Origin of the sequence: Nonomuraea sp. NPDC048916 (assembly GCF_040649575.1) — a bacterium.
Taxonomy (GTDB): Bacteria; Actinomycetota; Actinomycetes; order Streptosporangiales; family Streptosporangiaceae; genus Nonomuraea.
Map to the genome: position 1 here is coordinate 79,533 of NZ_JBEZFS010000003.1, position 21,931 is coordinate 101,463.

Consider the following 21,931-nt stretch of genomic DNA (forward strand, 5'->3'; position numbering starts at 1 on the left):
CACGATGCACCCATCTGTCGGCGTGGTGGTCCCCACCCGGGGCGACCGCCCCCAGCAGCTTCGAGCCGCCATCCTGGGGGCGTTGAGGCAGCACCATCCCGGAGAGACCTCCGTGGTCGTCGTGGCCGACGGCGTCGATCCGGAGGCGGTCGCCGCGCAGGTGTCCGGCCTGGCCGCCGGCCGGATCCGGGTTCTGCCCAACACCCTGAGCCCGGGGCTGCCGGGCGCCCGCAACACCGGCATCGCCGCCTGCGACACCGAGCTGGTCGCGTTCTGCGACGACGACGACATGTGGCTGCCGGGCAAGCTCGCCGCCCAGACGGACGCGCTCGAGAGCTGCGGGGCCGAGTTCGCCAGCTGCGGCATCGAGGTCGAGTACGGCCGCCGCCGGGTGCCGCGCCTGGCCGGGACGAGCACGGTGACCCGCGACGACCTGGTCCGCTCCCGCATGGTGATGGTGCACGCGTCCACGTTCCTGTTCCGGCGCGGCGCCCTCTGGGTCGACGAGAGCGCCCCCGGCGGCCAGAACGAAGACTGGGACCTGGCCCTGCGCGCCGCCAAGCGGCGGCCGATCGCCAACGTCGACCGTCCGCTCGTCCGCGTCCGGTGGGGGGCCTCCCATTACGTCACCCGCTGGGCCGACCGCATCGCCGGGCTCGAATGGATGCTCGCCCGGCACCCCGAGCTGGCCGTGGACCCACGCGGCGCGGCACGGATCTATGGCCAGCTCGCCTTCCACCACGCCGCGCTCGGCCACCGGAGGCAGACCGGGCGGTGGGCGGTGCGCGCCTTCGCCGCCCGCGCCGGTGAGCCCCGCGTGCCGCTGGCGCTAGCCGTGGCGACCGGGCTCGTCCCCGCGCCCGCCGTCCTCGCCCTTCTGCACGGCCGGGGGCACGGCATTTGACCAGCTCGCCACAGATCGCGTCGGCTTCTGCCGACCCGCCGCTCGCGTCCGCCCGGTCACCACTCGCCACCGAGACGCCGCCCGTGGCCCCGGCGGGCCTGTCGGCGGCGCGGGTGGCCGTCGCCGGCATCACGGTCGACCGGCTCACCGAGTCCCAGGTGGTCGAGCGCGTCGCCGCCGAGCTGGAGTCAGGACGGGGTGGCCGGATCGTCACCCCCAATGTGGACATCTGCCGGTCGGCCGGCCGCGACCCCGCCCTGAAAGAGCTGGTCGACTCCGCCGATCTGGTCGTGGCGGACGGCATGCCGCTCGTGTGGGCGTCGCGGCTGCTCGGCACCCCGCTGCCCGAACGCGTCACCGGGGCCGACCTCATCTGGTCGCTCAGCAAGCTGGCGGCCCGCCGGGGCTGGCCGATCTACCTGCTGGGCGGGCCACCCGGCGTGGCCGTCGCCGCGGCCCGCGAGCTCACCGGCTGCTATCCCCGGCTGCAGGTCTGCGGGGTCGAGTCGCCGCCCTACTCCTTCGACCAGACCGGCTCCGGCCGCGAGCGCGTGCTGCGCAGGGTCACGGCCGCCCGGCCCAGGCTGGTGTTCGTCGGGCTCGGCTTCCCCAGGCAGGATCTGCTCGTCGCACGGCTGCGCGAGCGGCTGCCCGGCGCCTGGTTCGTCGGGTGCGGCTCGGCCATCGCGTTCGCCTCCGGCGCGGTGCCCAGGGCGCCCGGCTGGATGCGGCGCTCAGGGCTGGAGTGGTCGTTCCGGCTGGTCAGCGAGCCGGGGCGGCTGGCCCGCCGCTACCTGGTGGACGACCTGCCGTTCGCGCTGCGGCTGCTCGGCGGATGCCTGGCCGAGTGCCTTCGCCGGGCCGGGCGGCGCCGTCTCAGGTGGTGAGCTCGCGCACCCGTGACACCTGTGCCGGGGTGAGGCCGCGGGTGGCTCTGTCGAGGACCTGACGTGAGTTCATCGGGCGAAAGGCGGTGCGTGACATGCCCGACCAGGCAAAGCCCCGGTCGGTCGCCCCGGTGCCCGTGCACGCCCGGTCCACGCGGTGCTCCACGGTGTTCGACCACGTCAGGCCCGCGTAGTCGTACAGGCGCCGGAAGCCGGGCACCGGGTCACGCGCCAGGTCCTCGTAGGCGGTGACCAGGACGCCCGGGGTGCGGCGGAGGATCCGGTGGGTCACCCGCCAGAGCGCGGCGGTCTTGGCGACGTGGTCCTGGGAGCCGGCGAAGGCGCGCAGCTCCAGGAGCTCGGGGTGGTCGCGGACGAGCAGGGGCTGTTCGAGCAGCTCGTGGAAGTGGACCGTCCAGCCCAGCCGCTGCCAGCTGGCCACGAACGACACCGGGTCACGCTCCAGGACGATCACCCGGCAGCCGAGGCGGGAGGCGAACCAGCCGGCCGACAACACCGCGAACGGGTCGTCGAGCAGGGCACGCCGCCCGGTCAGGCGGCCCCAGGTGAAGGCGGTGCCGTACTTGACCAGACGGGCGAGATCGTATGGCGAGTGGTTGGCGCGGAGCTCGGGCAGGAAGCGGTAGCGCAGCGTGGTGGTGTCGCGGAAGGCGGGCAGCCAGGTGGAGGTGTTGTCGTCGCAGATGTACTGGAAGCGGTGTGTGACCTCGGCTCGCAGGACACCGGGGCAGCGGCCGGGCGGATGCTGGGGGTTGAGCGGCTCGTTGACGTAGACGACCTCGCCGCCGGCCGCCAGCATCTTGCCGGTCCAGCTCGTGCCGCTCCGGGGCAGGCCCGTCACCAGGATCGGGGGCGGCCCGGTCACGCCGCCGCCCACGATCGGATCCGCAGGGCGCCGAGGCTGTGGCGGCCGAAGGGGCGCAGGCCGTAGCGGTGGTGGAGCTGCCAGAGCGGCAGCAGGTTCTTCGCGAGCATGCCGCCCGACCAGCCCAGCACCGCGCCGAGCGCGCCGTGGGCCGGGATCAGCGCGACGTCGAGCGCGATCGTGATGGCGGTGGCCGCCACGAGGTTGAGCAGGCTGGCCGTGGTGTGCCCGGCGGCGGTGAGGACGACGTCGACCATGCCGCAGGCGGTCGCGACCATCATCGTGGCCGCCAGCACCAGGGCCACGGGCACGGCGGAGCCGTACTCCGATCCGAACAGGCGCAGCAGCCACGGCGCCAGGGCGGCGTATCCGAGCCAGACCGGCCAGGTCAGCATGACCAGCCAGACGGTCGTGACCTGGTAGAGCTCCCGGGCGCGGGCCAGCTCGCCGTCGGCCAGCGCGCGGACCAGGCGTGGCTGCACGGCCTGTGCCAGGCCCTGGTTGGCGAGCTGGCCGACGACCTTGAAGCGGGTGGCCGCGGTGTAGACGGCGGCCTGCGCGGGACCTCCGAGCAGGGCGATGATCACGATGTCGAGCCGCTGGAACACCGCCTGGATGGCGCCCGCCACCGACCGGGGAGCCGTGTAGCGCCACAGGTCACGGGCGGTCCCCGGCAGGTAGCGGGTGCGGGGCACGCGGCCGCGCAGGCTGGTCGCGGCCAGCACCAGCACGGGAAGGTACGGCAGCGCCCACGCGACGGGCAGCCGGCCGGGAGCCGCGACGACGGCCGTGGCGGACACCAGCAGGAGCTGGCCGGCGGGCAGCAGCATGCCGTCGAGGAACACGGTGGGGCGCATGGCGCCGAAGCCCCGGGTGGCGGCCAGCAGGATGTCCGCGGCGACCATCACCGGCACCGCCAGGGCGAGGGGGCCGAGCCGGGGATAGAGGGCGACGGTCGCGACCAGGGCGACGATGACGCTGGGGAGGAGGGCCGCCCGGATATATCCGGATACGCCGAGGTATTCGTCGGCCCTGGCGCGGGCGATGAAGTACACGAGACCGTTGCCCGCGTCGAGCCTGGCCACCCCGGCCGCCATCAGCACCAGGGCCGTGGCGGTGAAGAAGGCACCGGCCTGCTCGGCGCTGAAAGCCCGGGTCACGACCACGACCAGCAGGAACTGGGCCAGCGCGCTGGTGGTGGCCCCCGTCACCCCGGCGAGGCCACCCCTCGCCACCGCCGTCAGCGACGCCACGACGGGTCACCGCCCAGCCACCGGACCAACTGCGTGTCATACACCTCGAAATGGTCGCTCAGCGCCTGTCGTACCGACTCCGGGAGCGGCTTGGGCAGCGACCGGCCGTTGTGCCGCTCGAACATCGGATAGCCCAGCCGCGGCATCTCCAGGAAGTCGAGCACCCGATCGTAGGTGTGCTCGGGCTCGGCGAAGAACCGGTGGCTGTCGAGGACCAGGATCCGCTCGCGCCCGAACAGCGGCTCCAGCCGGTCGAGCTGCTCGGCGTAGCGCCCGCGCGCCAGGTAGGCGTGGTGGCGGTGTGAGTGGTGGACGGAGTAGGGCCTCGCGCGCAGGGCGTCGTCGGCCCCGGCCAGCCGCTGGGCCTCCAGCTCGACCGCGTACTCGAAGTGCGACTCGGTCTCGAACCCCCTGGCCAGCTCGTGGGCGTGGGCCGAGCAGGCCCGCTCGACCGGGTCGCGGACCAGGACGATCAGCTTCACTCCGGGCAGGTCGCCGGCGATGCGCTCACCGGCCAGCGGATGGAACAGGTAGTAGGGCGACGACTCGAAGGCCAGCGGCCGGGCGCCGTGACGACCGGCGAGCAGCGTGGCGCCCACCCGCAGGGGGAAGTGCGCCTGATACCAGGACAGCTGGTGCGAGTAGCCGACGTCGAAGTAGTGGACGCCCTTGTGGAGCACCGGCTTGAGCAGCAGCGGGTGTTGCGCGAGCGCCCGGTAGAGCGAGGTGGTGCCGCATCGCTGCGCCCCCATGATCAGGAAGGCCGGCAGGAGCCGCGCGGCTGACGTGAACCTTCCGGCGGTCCGTGACGCGGACAGCACCGACTGCTTCAGGGCCTTCACGTGAGCAACTCCTGATGGTCGAGGAGCGGGTTGAGCCAGACGGCAGGGGAGCCGAGCGGGGCGTGGCCGTCGGCGGCGTGCCGGTCGGCCAGCGCGATGAGGTAGTGCAGCGCGGTCAGCCGGGCCCGCGCGGCCGACAGCCCGAGCGGCGCGAGCACGCCGACGGACTGCGCGAGGCAGGCCCGTGCGGCCGTCGCCGGGTCCATCCTGCGCAGCGCGCGCTGGAACAGGTGGTGCAGGGCGTCGAATCCGTAGGGCACGCCGACCGCGTAGCGCTCCCAGTCCCAGACGAGCAGCCGGCCGTCGGTGGAGGGGGAGATGTTCCACGGAGACAGGTCGCCGTGCCAGGCGGCGCCCGCCGGGCCGCCGGTCGCGGCGATCTCCTTGATCGCGGCGGTGAGCAACGCGGCCGGGACCCGGCCGCGCCTGACGGGCAGCGGAGAGACCGCCAGCACCGCCAGGTCGCGCCAGTGACCGTGGTGCAGGACGGTCGGGGTGACCACGGTCTTGAGCGCGTGGTCGGCCAGCTTCCGCAGCGCGGCGGCCTCGTTGGCGACCAGTTCGCGGGTCCGCGAGGTGTCACCGATCTTCACGAACGCCAGGCGCTCGCCGCCCGAGCGGGCCTCCAGGATCGGCTTGCGGTTGGCCCGCCGGGCGGGACGTGCATGGAGCACGGTCTCGATCGGGGCGCCCAGCACCTCGCTCAGGTGGGCCGCGATCGACCCCTCCGAGGGAAGCACGACCTTGCGGCCGGTGTGCCACCACCGGCGGGGCGCCAGGCGGCGCGGCAGCAGCCGGTGCGGGAGCACGCTGTAGGCCAGCGGCGAGCCGGAGCCCGGATAGAGCAGCCGCACGGTCTCGCCGAGATAGCGCAGCCGGATCTTCGCGTCGTTCACGAGGTGTTCCTCCACAGGAGGGCGAAGGAGACGAGGTAGAGGATGAGCGGCGTGACGAACCCGTCGTAGATGAACATGTAGAGCAGGACGAGCGCCATCACCAGCACTCCCGCGAGCCCGATCGGGCTGCGGTCGCTCCAGTGGCGGCGGATCGCGCCGACGAAGAACGCCACGTAGAGGGCCGCGCCGGCGAACCCCTGGGTGATGATCAGCAGCCAGAGCTGCCCGTCGCTGCCCAACGGCGGGTGGCCGCAGCCGCCGCACCACGTCGTCTTGCCCGTGGTGATCGTGCGGTGGTTGCCCATCGCGTTGCGGGTGTTGCCGTAGCCGATCAGCGGCGAGTGGCCGGCGGCGTTGATCGTCGCCGACACCGTGAAGGCCCTGATGTCGTTGGAGTGGGGGTTGTCCAGCCGTTGGGCGACCAGCGCGGCGAGGGGGCTGAGCGCGAACACCAGCGCCCCCGTCACGGCCGCGGCGCACACCGCGGCCCTCATCCGGCCGCCCACCCTGACGACCAGGTAGAGGGCGCCCAGCCCGAGCCCGATCCACAGGCCCCGGTTGAGGGAGTAGACGATCGGGATGGCGGCCAGGCCGATCAGCACGACCGCCACGGCCTTGCGGTGCCGGCCCCCGTAGACCCACCAGCCGACCACGAACCAGATCAGCAGCACCGACACGTTGCTGCCCCAGGCGTTGGCCCATTCGAACGGCGCCTCCGGGCGGGGGGAGGCGTAGCCGAGCACCTTCTGCGTCTGCGCGGTGGTGGGGTGGATCAGGTTCTGGACGAACGAGTTGCCGCCGATCCAGTCGGGCAGCACCAGCTCCAGCGGCGAGGTGAACGAGAAGCCCGGGAAGAACACGCCGAGCAGCCCGCCCGCCACGGTCGTCACGAACAGCGCGCCGAGCATCCGCACGAGCCGTAGCTGCGGCAGCTCCCGCTCGCTCAGGTTGCCCAGGTAGAGCACCGTGACCAGCAGTGACACGTAGAGCATGAGCCGCATCAGGTAGCCGATGACCCGGCCCGCGCCGAACTCGCCGTAGGTGTCGGGCGGCATCTCCGACAGCATCAGCGCGCTCAGCCCGTAGCCGGCGAGCAGCAGCAGCCAGAACCCGAACCCGCGCGGCACCCTGATCGGCCTGCGCCGCCAGAGGAGGACCGCCATCGGCACCGCCAGCACGATCACCGCGAGCCCGCCGAAACCCAGGGCCCACCACACGGGATAGCCCACGAGCAGCGCGGCGATGGGCCAGGCGGGCCCTCTCACGTCAGTTTGCCCGGCGGATGCGGCAGCGCCTGCATGGGAGTGGTCTCGGTCGCGATGCCGGGATCGAGTTCGGCGCCGGCCACGAGCTTGCCGAGGGAGGTGCGCGACCGGGCGGTCACGGTGGTGCAGAACACCGGCTCGCGGGTGGCGGTCACGACCCCGATGATCGGCACGTGCTGCCTGGCCAGGGGGCGTATCGCGGCCGTCGCCTCCGCCGAGGTGACCTGGTCGAGCCCGACGACGAGCACCGCGGCGTCGGCTCGGGCCAGGTCGCCCACGTCGGAGCCGTCGAGCACGGTCAGCATCGTGGTGGCGGCGAGCGCCTCGGCCACGGCCGGGCCCGCGAACCCGTTGGGCACCGCCTTGATCAGGAGCCGCTTGCCCTGGCAGCCGGCGATCACGGTGGAGGCCAGGTTGTGCAGCATGTCCTGGTCGGGCCGGGCCGGCAGGTCGGCGATGACGGGCAGCCTGGTCAGCCGTTCGACGTCGCAGGCGGTGCGCAGCCGCGTGTCGATCCGGTCGCGGAAGACCGCCGCCGCGGTGCCGGCGAGCAGGCCCAGCATCAACCCCGTGCCCAGGTAGAGCGGCAGGCTGGGGGAGCTCGGGTCCTCCGGTGGGACGGCCTGGCTGAGGATCGAGCCGGGGGTCACCGTGAGGGTCTTCAGGGCGTCGTACTTCATGGTCAGGTTGTAGGCCTGCCGGTTGAGCACGCCCTGCCTGTGCTGGGCGAGGGTGTGCTCGGCGGTGCCGGCGGGCAGCGTCGGGAGCTCTCTGACCACGGTGTCGAGGTCGGTGTTGACCTGCTTGAGCTTGGCCAGCATGGCCTTCTGCTGGAGCGTGATGGCCGCCTGGGCGGCGTCGGCGCGGACGGCGAGGTAGGCCTCGGCGTAGGCCCGCGACTGGGTCGCCGCGGTGGCCGGGCCGGGGGCGGTCACGGAGATCGACAGCACGGCCGAGTTGGGCGGCACGGTCACCTCGACGGGCTCGGGCTCGGAGGTGTGCAGCAGCTCCGCCGCCTTGGCCGTCACCAGGGCGGACTGCGCGATCTGCGCCTCGGTGTCGAGGTTGAGCGGCTCGCGCTGCCGGTTGGTCACCTGGTTGCCCTGCTCCTGCGGGCCGACGGCCGTGACCAGGACCTGCGTGGTCGCGGTGTAGGCGGACGGCACGATCCACAGCAGCGCCAGGCCCGCCGTGCCTCCGGCCAGGACGAAGCCCAGGAAGAGCTGCCAGCGCCTGCGCAGCAGGGCGAAGTGCTCCCCGAGGTCGGTGCCGGAGCGGCGGGCCGGGAAGTCCGGCGACAGGCTCATGAGGCTCCCAGATGTGTGCGCGTTGTCATCGTGTGGCGACTCAGCGTCACATGTCGAGGCGCCCGCCCACTATAGGCCGGGCAGATATCGCCCATGCTGATTACGGAAGATTTTCTCCGGTAAACCCGGCGATTCGCCCGTCGATAATGCGAATTCAGGTGAAATGTCGGGCCGGGTTTAGCCCATGACAACCAGCGGGAACAGCCGCACCGGCTGACGTCATGGGAACGGCATGGCATGGTTCAGCATTGACAGGGCGGGGGTCCTGGGAAAAGGGGGCGGAGGCTCCAGATGCTAAACGGCATTTCACGTATATCTAAGAGAAAAGGCATGGTCCTGCTGGTCGCCGGGCTGGTCGTGGGGCTCGTCGCCGGGCTGACCGGATGTTCGGGATCAGAGGGCGCGCGCAAGGGCACGGCGTTCCCGGTGGAGGTCAAGCCGTCGAAGGGCAGGGCCGCCTGCACGGTCACCGACAAGCTCATCCCGTCCTGCGGTGCCTGGTGGGGCATGGCGCCCGAGATCTTCACCGGCGTGCCCGTGGACCAGGCCGTGCGCAGCGCCGAGAACCGGATGGGGACCCACGCCGACGTGGTGCACGTCTATCACCGGACCAACGAGTTGTTCCCCACCGAGCGGGAGATCCGGCTGGCCCGTGACGCCGCCCGGCCGAGGCTGTTGCTGATCAACTGGAAGCCGTCGTTCGACCGCACCTGGGCGGAGATCGCCGGCGGGGCCCTCGACCACCGCATCGACCGGCTGGCCGCCTACATCCGGCGCACGTTCCCCGAGCGGTTCTTCCTGACGATTCACCACGAGCCGGAGAACGACGTCCGCGCCGGCCAGGGCTCCGGCATGCAGGCGGCCGACTACGCGGCCATGTTCCGCCACGTCGTGCTCCGGCTGCGCGAGAAGGGCGTGAAGAACGCGGTCACGGTCATGACCTACATGGGCGCCCCCAACTGGGCGGCCAAGGCGTGGTTCGAGGAGCTCTACCCGGGCGACGACGTGGTCGACTGGGTGGCGATGGACCCCTACGCCGACAGCGAGGTGCGCGACTTCGCCGGCCTGGTCAACAAGACCCGGCCCGACTTCCCGCGCTGGCCCGGCTTCTACCGGTGGATGCAGCTGCGCTTTCCCGGCAAGCCGGTCATGGTCGCCGAGTGGGGCGTGTTCGAAAGGGCTGACGACCGCGCGGCGAAGGGCGACTTCTACAATTCCGTACGCGCCCAGATCCGGCATTATCCGCAGATCAAGGCCCTGATCTACTTCGACTCACCCCAGGCGCCGCGGGGCAACACCAGTTTCGACACCGAGCCGATGACCAGCAGGGCGTTCGCCACGCTCGCCCGGGACCCGCACTTCCGCTCGACCCGGGTGCCGTTGCCCTGACCTCCGCCGGTCAGCGCACCCAGCCGCCGCTCCGCAGCGCGCCCATCACCTGGGCGACCGCCGCCTCGATCGACAGGTGGGTGGTGTCGATGACCAGGTCGGCGTCGTCCGGCTGCTCGTAGGGGTCGGAGATGCCGGTGAACTCGGGGATGAGCCCGGCGCGGGCCTTGGCGTACAGGCCCTTGCGGTCGCGGCGCTCGCACTCCTCCAGCGGGGTCGAGACGTGCACGAGCAGGAAGTCGGCGCCGACCGACTCGACCATCTCGCGCACCTCCGCGCGGGTGGCCTCGTAGGGGGCGATGGGAGCGCAGATGGCCAGGCCGCCGTGGCGAGCCGCCTCGGCGGCGACGAAGCCGATGCGCCGGATGTTGAGGTCGCGGTCGGCCTTGGAGAACGTCAGGCCCTTGGACAGCAGGGCGCGCACCACGTCGCCGTCGAGATAGGTGACCGTGCGGGTGCCGAGCTCCAGCAGCGCGTCGCGCAGGCCGCGGGCGACCGTCGACTTGCCCGAGCCGGACAGGCCGGTGAAGAACACCACGAGGCCGCGCCGGTGTGGCGGGCCGGGGATGCTCACCGGCTCGGGCCCGGCCAGGTGCTCGGTCGCGCCGTAGGCGGTGGCGACGTGCTCGCGCAGCTCCAGGTCGATCTCCGGCTCCTCGCGCGGCGCGAGCGGGACCGGCACGACGAGGGTGCCCTCGGGCAGATGGTCTCTGGCCCGCAGCGCCGCCCTGACCACGGACGGGCCCGGCTCGCCGTACGACAGGGGGAGCAGCACGATCACCGCGTCGAGCTCCTTGGCGGTGGCGATGATCTCGGTGAGGTCGTCGAGCGGCCCGCGCATCGTGACGACCAGCGCCGGGCGGCCGCCGAGCGCCTCGCGCACCTGGGCGGGAGTGCGGTGGAGCCGGGCGAACGGGCCGTGCTCCGGCGCGCCGAGGCTCCGGACCGGACCGGCGGTCAGCCCGTCGGGCTCGTGCTCGGTCACGGTAAGGACGGCGAGCGGCACGCCCTCGGGGTCGAGCAGCGTGACCTCGTCGCCGGGGGAGGCGTCGGCGGGCAGGCGCAGTGTGACCGGCGCCGGCCAGGGCGTGCCGTCGGCGAGGGTGCCGCGCTCGGCGACCGAGTGGAGGTCGTCGTGGCCGAGAAACCCGGTCAGGGGCTGGAACGCCCCGGACAGCAACAGCTCGAGATCGGCCAGCTCGCGCGCGTCGGGGGTGTGCTCCACGTTCGAATCCCCAGTGTTCCGGTTCAGTGACCGTCATAGTGTGTCACTAGATGAGGCGGGCGAAGTGGTTCTGCGGCTTCCTGATGACCATGGTGATCTCGTCGTGTGACGAAGGGTAACGGCCGCGGCTCAGCCGGTCGGCCAGCGCGACGGCCGTGCGGCCGAGCCGGCCCAGCGCGGGGCCGCTGGTCCTCGTCTCGTCGTCGGTGATCAGCAGTCCGCGGCTCAGGCAGAAGGCGTGGATCCCGTCGTGCGAGGTCAGCGGCTCATACACCGCGGGCAGCGGGCCGGGCGTGCCGCCGGTCACCAGGTGGCGCCAGAGCACCCGCCGCAGCCACCCCGGCGTGAGGCGGTCGCACAGGCCGTAGGCCGATCTGCGGTCGCGCATCCGCAGCAGCACCAGCCCGCCGGGGCGCAACGCCTGCAGCAGCCGGTCGAAGACCAGCTCCGCGTGCTGGATGCGCTCGAGCAGGAACGACAGCTGGATCACGTCCACCGACCTCGGCGGCACCGGGGCGGAGCGCAGGTCGCCGAGCGACCACGTGATCAGGTCGGCTCGCTCCTCGACCACGCTCCTGATCGCCGGCAGGTCCTCGTCGACCCCGGTCAGCCGGGTCTCGATCCGGTCGAGGACCAGCGGCTCGTCGTGCGCGCATCCGGCGATCAACAGGTCGAGCCGCCTGCCGAGCTGCCCGGCCCACTGCTCGCGGATCCGCTGATCGAAAAGGTCGCCTCCCGGCGCGACCGACCGCACTTCAGACATGTCACTTACAGTAGTCGAGCTATGGCGATTAGTGAGGGATTTCCCCTGCTGTCGCCCGGGCGGGCCGTGCTGGCGGCGCGGCGCGGCGACTACGTGGCGTGGGGGCGGGGCGTCGACCACTCCTGGCGTGCCGAGGAGGAGCCGGCGGCCCTGACGGTTCGATGGCCTTCTGTGGCGGGGTACGCGGTCGTGCGGGGCGAGACGGCCAGTACTCTGGAGAACTGACACCCCCGCGACCTTCCCGGCCGGGGGTAATCGTGTTGCCGTCGTGGGGCTGTGGGCGTATCTGATGAGTCTTTCCGGGCTGCTTGACCTTGTTGCCGCCGACCCGAAGCTGACCGCCGCTCTCGAAGAGGGCGGCGACGTCTCGCTGGTGGCGCCCTCCGCGCTGCGCCCGTTCGGCGTGGCCGCGCTGACCGGGCACGACCAGCGCACCGTGCTCGCGGTGACCGCGACGGGCCGTGAGGCCGAAGATCTGGCCTCCGCCCTGACCAGCCTCATCGAGCCCAGCTCCGTGGCGGTCTTCCCGGCCTGGGAGACGCTGCCGCACGAACGGCTCTCGCCGCGCAGCGACACGGTGGGCCAGCGGCTGGCCGTGCTGCGCAGGCTCGCCCACCCGGTCAAGGGCGACACGGCGGCCGGGCCGCTCAGCGTCGTCGTGGCCCCGGTGCGCGCGCTGCTGCAGCCGATCGTCAAGGGCCTGGGCGACCTGGAGCCGATTCGCCTGAGGGCGGGCGACGACGCCGACCTCGACGCGGTGGTCGACGCTCTCGTGGGCAACGGCTATCACCGGGTCGACATGGTGGAGAAGCGCGGCGAGGTCGCGGTGCGCGGCGGGCTGCTCGACGTCTTCCCGCCCACCGAGGAGCACCCGCTGCGGCTGGAGTTCTGGGGCGACACCGTCGAGGAGATCCGCTGGTTCAAGGTGGCCGACCAGCGTTCGCTGGAGGCGGCCGAGGAAGGGCTGTTCGCGCCGCCCTGCCGCGAGCTGCTGCTGACTCCCGAGGTGCGGGCGGCGGCGCGCGAGCTGGCCGAGCGATACCCGGCGCTGGCCGAGGTGCTCGACCAGCTGGCCGAGGGCGCACCGGTCGAGGGCATGGAGGCGTTCGCGCCCGTGCTGGCCGGCGAGATGGACCTGCTGCTCGACCACCTGCCCGCCAGGGCCGCGGTGTTCGTGTGCGATCCCGAGCGGATCAGGGGCCGGGCCGAGGAGCTGGTGCGCACCTCGCAGGAGTTCCTGGAGGCGTCGTGGATCAACGCGGCGGCCGGCGGCGAGGCGCCGATCGACCTCGGCGCGGCGGCCTTCCGCGGTCTCGACGAGATCCGCGACCACGCCGGCGTGCTGGGGCAGCCGTGGTGGACGATGGCGCCGTTCGGCACCGGGGTCGAGCTCGACGCCCACGACTCCGAGGCCTACCGGGGAGACACCAGGAGGGCGCTCGGCGACGTCAAGAGCTGGCTCGCCGAGGGCAAGGCCGTCGTGCTGCTGAGCGAGGGGCATGGCCCGGCCGAGCGCATGGTGGAGGTCCTCAAGAGCGTGGACGTTCCCGCCCGTCTTGAGAAATATCTGGATGAGGCGCCCGAGGCCCAGGTCGTCCACGTCACCACCGGGCTGATCGAGCACGGCTTCATCACCCCCGGCCTGGCCGTGCTCACCCATCTCGACCTCGTGGGCCAGAAGGCGTCCACGAAGGACATGCGCCGCCTGCCCTCCCGCCGCCGCAACATGGTCGACCCGCTGCAGCTCAAGGTCGGCGACCACGTGGTGCACGAGCAGCACGGCGTCGGCCGCTACGTCGAGATGGTCCAGCGCACGGTCCAGGGCGCCACGCGCGAATACCTGGTCATCGAGTACGCCAAGGGCGATCGCCTGTACGTGCCCACCGACCAGCTCGACGAGGTCACCCGCTACGTCGGCGGCGAGGCTCCCACGCTCAACCGGATGGGCGGCGCCGACTGGGCCAAGGCCAAGTCCCGGGCGAAGAAGGCGGTCAAGGAGATCGCGGGCGAGCTCATCCGCCTCTACTCCGCCCGCATGGCCTCGCCCGGCCACGCCTTCGGCGCCGACTCGCCGTGGCAGCGCGAGATGGAGGACGCCTTCCCCTACGCCGAGACCGGCGACCAGCTGGAGGCCATCGACGAGGTCAAGCGCGACATGGAGCGCGGGATCCCGATGGACCGTCTGATCTGCGGCGACGTCGGCTACGGCAAGACCGAGATCGCCGTGCGGGCGGCCTTCAAGGCCGTCCAGGACGGCAAGCAGGTGGCCGTGCTGGTGCCGACCACGCTGCTGGTGCAGCAGCACATGTCGACGTTCACCGAGCGCTTCTCCAGCTTCCCGGTCACGCTCAAGCCGGTCTCGCGCTTCCAGAGCGACGCTGAGGTCAAGGGCACGCTCGAAGGGCTTCGCGCGGGCGCCGTGGACGTGGTCATCGGCACCCACCGGCTGCTCGGCCCCGAGGTGCGGTTCAAGGACCTGGGCCTGATCGTCATCGACGAGGAGCAGCGGTTCGGCGTCGAGCACAAGGAGGCCATGAAGCACCTGCGCACCCAGGTCGACGTGCTGGCCATGTCGGCCACGCCGATCCCGCGCACGCTGGAGATGGGGCTCACCGGCATCCGGGAGATGTCGACCATCCTCACGCCGCCGGAGGAGCGCCATCCGATCCTCACGTTCGTGGGGCCGTACGACGAGAAGCAGATCGGGGCCGCGATCCGGCGCGAGCTGATGCGCGACGGCCAGATCTTCTTCGTGCACAACCGGGTCGCCTCGATCAACCGCGTCGCCGCGCGGATGCGGGAGCTGGTGCCCGAGGCGCGCATCGCGGTGGCCCACGGGCAGATGAACGAACAGCAGCTCGAGAAGATCATGGTCGGCTTCTGGGAGCGCGAATACGACCTGCTGGTCTGCACCACCATCGTGGAGTCGGGGCTCGACGTGCCCAACGCCAACACGCTGATCGTCGACCGGGCCGACAACTACGGCCTGTCCCAGCTCCACCAGCTCAGGGGCCGGGTCGGGCGCGGCAGGGAGCGGGGCTACGCCTACTTCCTCTATCCGCCGGAGAAGCCGCTCACCGAGACCGCGCACGAGCGGCTGGCGACGATCGCCCAGCACACCGAGATGGGCGCGGGCATGTACGTCGCGATGAAGGACCTGGAGATCCGCGGCGCCGGCAACGTGCTGGGCGCCGAGCAGTCGGGCTTCATCGCGGGCGTCGGCTTCGACCTCTACGTCCGGCTCATGGCCGAGGCCGTGCAGGAGCAGAAGGCCAAGCTGTCCGGCCAGGAGGCGCCCGAGGAGCACCACGATGTCAAGGTCGAGCTGCCGATCAACGCGCACATCCCGCACGACTACGTCACCTCCGAGCGGCTGCGGCTGGAGGCGTACAAACGGATCGCCGGCATCTCGGCCCGCGTCCACATCGACGAGGTGCGCGACGAGCTGACCGACCGCTACGGCAAGCCGCCCATGGAGGTGGAGAACCTCCTGGAGGTGGCCGGGTTCCGCATCGAGGCCCGCAGGGCCGGGCTCACCGACGTCACCCTGCAGGGCCAGAACATCAAGTTCGGCCCGGTCAGGCTGAAGGAGTCGCAGCAGGTACGCCTCGACCGCCTCTACAAGAAGGCCATCTACAAGCAGGCCGCCGAGACCCTGCTCGTGCCGGTGCCCAAGACCAAGCCGCTGGGCGGCCAGCCGCTCCGCGACCTCGAGTTGCTCACATGGTGCGGCGAGCTGGTGAAGGCGATGTTCCTGGAACCAGCACGGGTAAGCTAGCGGCGGTTTTTGTCGGAAAGGGACGCATGTGAAGTCGATTCGAGTGGTTGTGGCCGCTGCCGCACTGGGTGTCGTGCTGACCGCCTGTTCCTCCCCCATGGAGGCGGGCGCGGCGGCCGTCGTCGGGAGCGAACGCATCCCGGCGAGTGAGCTGAACAGAAACGTCCAGGAATACGAGGCCGCGCTGCGCAAGGCCGGCGTCTCAGCCGATCAGATACAGCTCCCGGGCACGGTGCCCGAGGTCGTGCTCTACCAGCTGGCCAACATCAAGCAGGCCGAGCAGCTCGTGCGCGGGGCCGGCGTGGAGGTCAGCGAGGGCGAGATCGACCAGGCCATCGCCGCCGCCCAGCAGCAGGGGGGCACCCTGGACCAGAACATGATCTCCCGCGGCATGGCGCCGAGCCGGGGGCGCGACTACATGCGCGTCTCGATCGGCATCCAGAAGCTGCTCCAGCAGTACGGCGGCGGCACCGACGAGGCGGCCCAGCAGCGCGGCAACGAGCGGCTGCAGAAGGAGGCCGCGGCGATCTCGATCACCTTCAGCCCGCGCTACGGGGTGGTCAACCAGCAGCGGACGGCGGAGAACCAAGCGCTGTTCGCCGACGCGGGACGCTTCGGCAAGGCGGCCGAGCCCGCCCAGCAGCAGCCGCAGGGCTAGCCGTGCCGCTGATCGTCGTCACCACCTCGCCGCGGATCCCGCCGGGCCTGCTGAGTCACCAGGCCTGGCAGGCGCTGCGGTCGGGCCGCGTGCTGACCGCCTCGGAGGACCATCCGCAGCTGCCCTACCTGGCCGAGGCGGGAGTCGAGGTGACGGTGGTCACGCCCGACCCCCACCGGCTGGCGGGCGAGGCGGTCACCGAGACCGTCGTGTGGCTGGCTGGCGACGACGAGCGGTTCATGCGCGACATCGGGCACGCCGCGATCGCGCTGGACGAACCTCCGGTGATCGAGGTGGTGCCGGGCTCCTACGACCTGCCGGGCGCGCGGGTGCTCGACCTGGTCGCGGTGATGGACCGGCTGCGCGCGGAGTGCCCGTGGGATCGCAAGCAGACCCACGAGACGCTGGTGCCGTACCTCCTCGAAGAGGCGTACGAGGTGCTGGAGACGATCGAGCAGGGCGACTATCCGGCGCTCCGGGAGGAGCTGGGCGACCTGCTGCTGCAGGTGGTGTTCCACGCGCGGGTGGCCGCCGACTTCGACATGGACGACGTGGCCGCCGGGATCGTCGACAAGCTGGTGCGGCGCCACCCCCACGTGTTCGGCTCGGTGCGGGCCGACAGCGCCGAAGAGGTCAACGACAACTGGGAGGCCATCAAGGCCGCCGAGCGGGCCGCGAAGGGCGAGGAGACCTCGCTGCTCGACGGCGTGCCGCTCGGCCAGCCGGCCCTGTCGCTGGCCGCCCAGCTCGTCCGCCGGGCCGAACGCGCCGGCGTGCCCGAGAGCCTGGCCTCGGCGGTCGGCCAGGGGGTCGGCCGCGAGCTGTTCGAGCTGGTACGCCGAGCCCAGGAGGCGGGCGTCGACGCCGAGGCCGCGCTGCGCGCCGCCGCCCGCTCCTACCGTGACCGGGTGCACGCCTGGGAGTCCCGCGAGTCCTGAGGGCGGGCGCGCCGACGAGGCGGGACCGTACCGATAGGCTCTGAACGCATATTACCTTTCGATTTAGGAGCGCATCCCGTGGCTACCATCGAGGTCGTTTACGCTCGCGAGATCCTCGACTCCCGGGGCAACCCCACGGTCGAGGTCGAGGTGGTGCTCGACGACGGCAGCAGTGGCCGCGCGGCGGTTCCCAGCGGCGCGTCGACCGGCCGGTTCGAGGCCGTCGAGCTGCGTGACGGCGGCGAGCGCTACGCCGGCAAGGGTGTCGAGCAGGCCGTGCTGGCCGTCACCGACGAGATCTTCGACGAGGTCCACGGCGTCGAGGCCGAGGACCAGCGCATCGTCGACCAGATCATGATCGATCTTGACGCGACGCCCAACAAGTCGCGGCTGGGCGCCAACGCCATCCTGGGCGTCTCGCTGGCCGTCGCCAAGGCCGCCGCCGACAGCGCCGACCTGCCGCTCTTCCGCTACCTCGGCGGCCCCAACGCCCACCTGCTGCCCGTGCCGATGATGAACATCCTCAACGGCGGCGCCCACGCCGACACCAACGTGGACATCCAGGAGTTCATGATCGCGCCGATCGGGGCGGAGACGTTCCGCGAGGCCGTGCGCATGGGCACCGAGGTCTACCACGCGCTCAAGGGAGTGCTGAAGGAGAAGGGCTACGCGACCGGGCTGGGCGACGAGGGCGGTTTCGCGCCCAACCTGCCGTCCAACCGCGACGCGCTCGACCTGATCCTGGTCGCGATCGAGCGGGCCGGCTACACGCCGGGCCAGGACGTGGCGCTGGCCCTCGACGTGGCCGCCTCTGAGTTCCACAAGGACGGCGTCTACACGATCGACGGCAAGGGCCTGTCGGCCGAGGAGCTCATCGCCTTCTACGCCGACCTGGTCGACACCTACCCGCTCGTCTCCATCGAGGACCCTCTCGACGAGGAGGACTGGGCGGGCTGGAAGGCCATCACCGAGGCGCTCGGCGACCGGGTGCAGCTCGTCGGCGACGACCTGTTCGTGACCAACCCCGAGCGGCTGGCCCGCGGCATCGAGCACGACACCGCCAACGCGCTGCTGGTCAAGGTCAACCAGATCGGCACCCTGACCGAGACGCTCGACGCCGTCGACCTGGCCCACCGCAGCGGCTACCGCTGCATGATGAGCCACCGCTCGGGCGAGACCGAGGACACGACGATCGCCGACCTGGCCGTGGCCGTCAACTGCGGCCAGATCAAGACCGGCGCGCCCGCCCGCTCCGACCGGGTGGCCAAGTACAACCAGCTGCTGCGCATCGAGGAGACCCTCGACGAGGCCGCACGCTACGCGGGTCGCGCGGCCTTCCCGCGGTTCCGGCGCTAGTTTCGGGTACGGCTCGCGGCGGGGCTCCGTCGCGGGCCCGCTACCAAGGGGGGTGCAGCATTGGCGAAGAGGCCGCAGCTGACCGGGCGGGCCGCCATCCTCGCGGTCGTGGTGTGCGCGATCGCGATGAGCCTGGCCTACCCCGTGCGCGAATACATCGCCCAGCGGCGCGGCATCGCGGAGCTGCAGGCGGAGAAGGAGCGGGTCGAGGCCGACCGGCGGGCGCTCGAGGCGCAGGCGCGGCAGATCCGCGACCCCAACTGGATCAAGCGCACCGCCAAGGAGCGGCTCCACTACTGCGGCCCGGGCGAGAAGTGCTTCGTGGTGATGGAGGCCGAGCCTGGTAAGAGGCAGACGGCCGCGAAGCAGGCCGCCCCGCCGCCACCGTGGTACCAAACGCTGTGGGAGTCCGTCGAGGCCGCCGACGCGGGCACCGGCCGCCGGGCGGGCACGGGAGAGAAGGCGAACGTTGAACAGTAGCGAGACCCCGAGCGAGAGCGACGTCGAAGCGGTGCGGCGGCAGCTCGGGCGTCCGCCCCGGGGGCTGCGCGGGGTCGCCCACCGGTGTCCGTGCGGCAATCCCGACGTGGTGGAGACCTCGCCGCGGTTGCCCGACGGGTCGCCGTTCCCCACCCTCTACTACCTGACGTGTCCCAGGGCGGCCGCCGCGATCGGCACCCTGGAGGGGTCCGGCCTGATGCGCGAGATGCAGGCCAGGCTGGCCACCGATCCCGAGCTGGCGTCCGCCTACCAGGCGGCCCACGACGACTACGTCGCCAGGCGCGACAAGGTGGCCGAGGACGAGGGCGTGGAGCCGTTGCCGCGCGACATGCAGAGCACCGGGGGGATGCCGCTGCGGGTCAAGTGCCTGCACGCGCTCGTCGCGCACGAGCTGGCGGTGCCCGGTGCCAACCCCTTCGGCAGGGAGGCGCTCGACGCCCTCCCCGACTGGTGGAGTGGCGGACCATGCGTGTAGCCGCCGTCGACTGCGGCACCAACTCGGTGCGCCTGCTGATCGCCGATGTCTCCGACGACACGCTCGTCGAGATCGAGCGGCTGATGGAGATCGTCCGGCTGGGCCAGGGGGTCGACGAGACCGGCCGGTTGGCGCCCGAGGCGCTGCAACGCACGTTCGCCGCGATGCGGGGCTACCGCAAGCTCATCGACCAGCACGGCGCGAGGCGCACCCGGGTCGTGGCGACCAGCGCGACCCGCGACGCGGCCAACCGGCAGGAGTTCGTCGACGGGGTGCGCGAGATCTTCGGGGTCGAGCCGAGGTGGTCACCGGCGCGGACGAGGCCGAGCTCTCGTTCACGGGCGCGACCAGGGGGCTGGTCAGGCTGTCGCCCGAGACCGGGGTGCCCCAGGGCCCGCTGCCGCCCTACCTGGTGGTGGACATCGGCGGCGGCTCGACCGAGTTCGTGGTCGGCTCGCAGCACGTCGAGGGCGCGATCTCGGTCGACATCGGGTGCGTGCGGCTGACCGAGCGGCACCTGCGCGACGCGGGCGACCCGCCGTCGGCGACCGCGCTCGAGGCCGTGGTGGCCGACATCGAGGCGGCGCTCGACCGGGTGGCCGCCGCGGTGCCGGTGCAGAGGGCGCACACGCTGGTGGGGCTGGCCGGCTCGGTGACCACGGTCGCGGGCATCGCGCTCGACCTGCCCGCCTACGATCCGGAGCGGATCCACCACTCACGCATCGCCGCGAGCCAGGTGCACGACGTCACGCGGCGGCTGCTGGCGATGACCCACGGCGAACGAGCCCGCCTACCCGTGATGCATCCGGGGCGGGTGGACGTCATCGGGGCTGGTGCGCTAATTCTTGATCGAATTGTGAGGCGTTTCGGGTTTACCCAGGTCGTGGTGAGCGAACACGACATTCTGGATGGAATTGCCTGGTCTATCACCTGAAATGCAGTCAAATCGGGGCATTTCGGGTGTGTGTCACTAGTTGAGTACACGATCACTTTTGTGCTTAGGTGAGGGAGCATTACGGGGGCTTTGCCATATTGCCGGACACGGATGATGTCGGCGTGGCGACCGTTCCCGAGCGCATCTTTTCCCTCACGGAATGGAGCACTCTCCACATGATGTCCTCTCCCTTAGCACGCAAGGCGGTGGCGTTCGGCGCCTCCACCGCCCTGCTGGCCGGCATGGTAGCGGCGCTGGCAGCCGCTCCCGCACAGGCCGCCACCTCGGCCTCGGCGGGCACGGCCACCACGGCCGCCGCCCAGGCCACCTCGAAGAAGCCGCAGCCGAAGGTCTCGGTCTCCACGCCGAAGGCCGCGACGCGCGACTACGAGGGAGCCTGTCCCGTCAAGGTCAACGTCTCGGCCAAGATCAAGGTCAAGGCCACCGGCAAGACCACGCTGGCCTACCGCTGGCTCCATGGTGACGGGTCCAAGGGCAAGGTCAAGACCGTCCCGATCAAGGGCCACGGCACGAAGACCGTCACGGTCAAGCAGTCGGCCACCTTCAAGGACGACGTCAAGAAGGGCTGGGAGGCCGTACAGGTCCTCAGCCCGCGCAAGGTGACCTCCAAGAAGGGCTACTTCTCGGTCACCTGTGCCAAGGTCGTCGAGGTGAAGGAAGTCACCAAGGTCTCCGCCCGCGCGTGGGCGAGCCCGAGTTCCTACGTCGGCGCCTGCACCCCTGGCGACAAGATCCACTTCACCGGCCTGATCAAGGTCAGCGACCCGTCCTGGGTCCGCTACCGGTGGATCCTCAACGGCAGGATCGTCGACTACGGCAAGACCAAGGTGTGGCACTCCAAGAAGGTCGGCTTCGGCATCTCCCCGCGCAGCAGCGAGCACGGCTACGCGGTGCTCCAGGTGCTCGGCCCTGACCGCACCTACTCCAACAAGGCCCACTACAAGGTCTGGTGCGAGACCGAGGCTCCGGCCACCCGTGTCGCCGCCACCGACCTGGTCACCGCGACCAACAACGACGGCTGCAAGGTCGGCGCCCACGCCGTCATCCGGTCGACCGGCCCCGGCCGCGTCGAGTGGGTGTGGTCGCTGAACGGCCAGACCGTCCTCAAGGGCGACACCGTGTTCAACCACGGTGGCAAGCGCACCGTCACGCTGCCGGAGAAGGTCCTGACCGGCGCCGCGACCAAGGGCGGCAAGATCACGCTGACGGTCTTCGGGCCGCGCAACAGCGACTCGATCACGCAGTCCTACGCCGCCTGCCAGGCCCCGCAGCCGACGGTGTCGGTCTCGGCGGTCTCGGTGACGGGTCAGCGCAACGAGATGTGCGCTGACAAGAGGGGGCCCGGCGTCGACTTCAAGGCGACCCTCACCAGCACCGGCCCGACCACCGTCAAGTACTACTGGGTGATCAACGGCCAGCGCGACCACAACACGCTCGAGCGCCAGGTCAACGGCAGCCTCGACGTGCAGTGGGGCGTGGGCGGCACCCACGGTGCCTCCGTGACCTCGGGCTCGATCGAGCTCGTCGTCATCACCCCCAACGCGGCGTCTTCGGGCGTTGCGCAGTTCACGGCGACGTGCCCTCCGGCATCCGCCCCGGCGTCGGCCTCCACGCCGTCCGCCTGATCGGTCTCTCCGACCGGTTGACCTGACC

General features: G+C 71.5%; 18 protein-coding genes and 2 pseudogenes. 12 read left to right on the forward strand and 8 right to left on the reverse strand.

Features of this window, described 5'->3' with window-relative positions; translation table 11 throughout:
• Positions 1-4: 4 nt before the first annotated feature.
• Entirely contained in the window at positions 5-904 is a 900-nt protein-coding gene (locus tag AB0C16_RS03345; RefSeq protein ID WP_357678376.1) for a glycosyltransferase family 2 protein, read from the forward strand.
• A complete protein-coding gene (locus AB0C16_RS03350) occupies positions 901-1,791 on the forward strand; it encodes a WecB/TagA/CpsF family glycosyltransferase (protein WP_357678378.1) in 891 nt (296 codons plus the stop codon). Before AB0C16_RS03345 ends, AB0C16_RS03350 begins: the two co-directional genes overlap by 4 nt.
• On the opposite strand, the gene AB0C16_RS03355 is transcribed toward AB0C16_RS03350, so the two are convergent.
• Genes AB0C16_RS03355 through AB0C16_RS03380 form a run of 6 tightly spaced genes read right to left on the reverse strand, consistent with a single transcriptional unit; the run spans position 1,781 to position 8,240 of the window.
• On the reverse strand, positions 1,781-2,689 hold the full coding sequence (locus AB0C16_RS03355) for a sulfotransferase (RefSeq protein WP_357678380.1): 909 nt from the start codon (positions 2,687-2,689) through the stop codon (positions 1,781-1,783). The genes AB0C16_RS03350 and AB0C16_RS03355 overlap by 11 nt on opposite strands.
• Entirely contained in the window at positions 2,674-3,930 is a 1,257-nt protein-coding gene (locus tag AB0C16_RS03360) for a polysaccharide biosynthesis C-terminal domain-containing protein (protein ID WP_357678382.1), read from the reverse strand. Before AB0C16_RS03360 ends, AB0C16_RS03355 begins: the two co-directional genes overlap by 16 nt.
• Positions 3,918-4,772, reverse strand: a complete 855-nt coding sequence (locus tag AB0C16_RS03365; protein WP_357678384.1) for a sulfotransferase domain-containing protein — start codon at positions 4,770-4,772, stop codon at positions 3,918-3,920. Before AB0C16_RS03365 ends, AB0C16_RS03360 begins: the two co-directional genes overlap by 13 nt.
• Complete coding sequence (locus AB0C16_RS03370; RefSeq protein ID WP_357678386.1) at positions 4,769-5,668, reverse strand: hypothetical protein; 900 nt, start codon at positions 5,666-5,668, stop codon at positions 4,769-4,771. The genes AB0C16_RS03365 and AB0C16_RS03370 overlap by 4 nt, the downstream gene beginning before the upstream one ends.
• Entirely contained in the window at positions 5,665-6,933 is a 1,269-nt protein-coding gene (locus tag AB0C16_RS03375) for a hypothetical protein (RefSeq protein WP_357678388.1), read from the reverse strand. Before AB0C16_RS03375 ends, AB0C16_RS03370 begins: the two co-directional genes overlap by 4 nt.
• Positions 6,930-8,240, reverse strand: a complete 1,311-nt coding sequence (locus AB0C16_RS03380) for a Wzz/FepE/Etk N-terminal domain-containing protein (protein ID WP_357678390.1) — start codon at positions 8,238-8,240, stop codon at positions 6,930-6,932. The genes AB0C16_RS03375 and AB0C16_RS03380 overlap by 4 nt, the downstream gene beginning before the upstream one ends.
• Positions 8,241-8,570: 330 nt before the next feature.
• On the opposite strand from AB0C16_RS03380, the gene AB0C16_RS03385 reads away from it, so the two are divergent.
• Entirely contained in the window at positions 8,571-9,629 is a 1,059-nt protein-coding gene (locus AB0C16_RS03385; RefSeq protein ID WP_357678392.1) for a hypothetical protein, read from the forward strand.
• Between the two features lie 10 nt (positions 9,630-9,639).
• On the opposite strand, the gene cysC is transcribed toward AB0C16_RS03385, so the two are convergent.
• Complete coding sequence (gene cysC / locus AB0C16_RS03390; protein ID WP_357678394.1) at positions 9,640-10,854, reverse strand: adenylyl-sulfate kinase; 1,215 nt, start codon at positions 10,852-10,854, stop codon at positions 9,640-9,642.
• A gap of 46 nt (positions 10,855-10,900) precedes the next feature.
• Entirely contained in the window at positions 10,901-11,617 is a 717-nt protein-coding gene (locus AB0C16_RS03395; RefSeq protein WP_357678396.1) for a class I SAM-dependent methyltransferase, read from the reverse strand.
• 21 nt (positions 11,618-11,638) lie between these two features.
• Here AB0C16_RS03395 and AB0C16_RS03400 point away from each other — a divergent pair, with 21 nt between their 5' ends.
• The 9 genes and pseudogenes from AB0C16_RS03400 (at position 11,639) to AB0C16_RS03440 (ending at position 21,903) form a co-directional block, all read left to right on the forward strand.
• Positions 11,639-11,842: a hypothetical protein gene (locus tag AB0C16_RS03400; RefSeq protein ID WP_357678398.1), complete on the forward strand. Its 204-nt coding sequence runs from the start codon at positions 11,639-11,641 to the stop codon at positions 11,840-11,842.
• 64 nt (positions 11,843-11,906) lie between these two features.
• Complete coding sequence (gene mfd / locus AB0C16_RS03405; RefSeq protein WP_357678400.1) at positions 11,907-15,395, forward strand: transcription-repair coupling factor; 3,489 nt, start codon at positions 11,907-11,909, stop codon at positions 15,393-15,395.
• A 25-nt stretch (positions 15,396-15,420) separates the two neighbouring features.
• Positions 15,421-16,053, forward strand: a pseudogene (locus AB0C16_RS03410) (SurA N-terminal domain-containing protein); the annotation flags it as partial.
• A 2-nt stretch (positions 16,054-16,055) separates the two neighbouring features.
• Complete coding sequence (locus AB0C16_RS03415) at positions 16,056-16,991, forward strand: MazG family protein (RefSeq protein WP_357678401.1); 936 nt, start codon at positions 16,056-16,058, stop codon at positions 16,989-16,991.
• A 78-nt stretch (positions 16,992-17,069) separates the two neighbouring features.
• Complete coding sequence (eno, locus tag AB0C16_RS03420) at positions 17,070-18,347, forward strand: phosphopyruvate hydratase (protein WP_357678403.1); 1,278 nt, start codon at positions 17,070-17,072, stop codon at positions 18,345-18,347.
• Between the two features lie 60 nt (positions 18,348-18,407).
• Positions 18,408-18,827 carry a septum formation initiator family protein gene (locus tag AB0C16_RS03425; protein ID WP_357678405.1) on the forward strand — a complete coding sequence of 140 codons (420 nt, stop codon included), beginning with the start codon at positions 18,408-18,410 and terminating at the stop codon, positions 18,825-18,827.
• Positions 18,817-19,323, forward strand: coding sequence for a DUF501 domain-containing protein (locus AB0C16_RS03430; RefSeq protein ID WP_357678406.1), 507 nt, complete (start codon positions 18,817-18,819; stop codon positions 19,321-19,323). Before AB0C16_RS03425 ends, AB0C16_RS03430 begins: the two co-directional genes overlap by 11 nt.
• Positions 19,314-20,257, forward strand: a pseudogene (locus AB0C16_RS03435) (Ppx/GppA phosphatase family protein). The gene AB0C16_RS03430 and the pseudogene AB0C16_RS03435 overlap by 10 nt, the downstream one beginning before the upstream one ends.
• Before the next feature lie 176 nt (positions 20,258-20,433).
• Entirely contained in the window at positions 20,434-21,903 is a 1,470-nt protein-coding gene (locus tag AB0C16_RS03440) for a hypothetical protein (RefSeq protein ID WP_357678408.1), read from the forward strand.
• Positions 21,904-21,931 lie beyond the last annotated feature (28 nt).

Excerpts from the sequence above, each read along its gene's own strand:
- AB0C16_RS03395 (WP_357678396.1), bottom strand. The coding sequence starts at position 11,617 with ATGTCTGAAGTGCGGTCGGTCGCGCCGGGAGGCGACCTTTTCGATCAG.
- mfd (WP_357678400.1), top strand. The coding sequence starts at position 11,907 with ATGAGTCTTTCCGGGCTGCTTGACCTTGTTGCCGCCGACCCGAAGCTG.
- AB0C16_RS03345 (WP_357678376.1), top strand. The coding sequence starts at position 5 with ATGCACCCATCTGTCGGCGTGGTGGTCCCCACCCGGGGCGACCGCCCC.
- AB0C16_RS03385 (WP_357678392.1), top strand. The coding sequence starts at position 8,571 with ATGGTCCTGCTGGTCGCCGGGCTGGTCGTGGGGCTCGTCGCCGGGCTG.
- AB0C16_RS03380 (WP_357678390.1), bottom strand. The coding sequence starts at position 8,240 with ATGAGCCTGTCGCCGGACTTCCCGGCCCGCCGCTCCGGCACCGACCTC.
- AB0C16_RS03400 (WP_357678398.1), top strand. The coding sequence starts at position 11,639 with ATGGCGATTAGTGAGGGATTTCCCCTGCTGTCGCCCGGGCGGGCCGTG.
- AB0C16_RS03440 (WP_357678408.1), top strand. The coding sequence starts at position 20,434 with ATGATGTCCTCTCCCTTAGCACGCAAGGCGGTGGCGTTCGGCGCCTCC.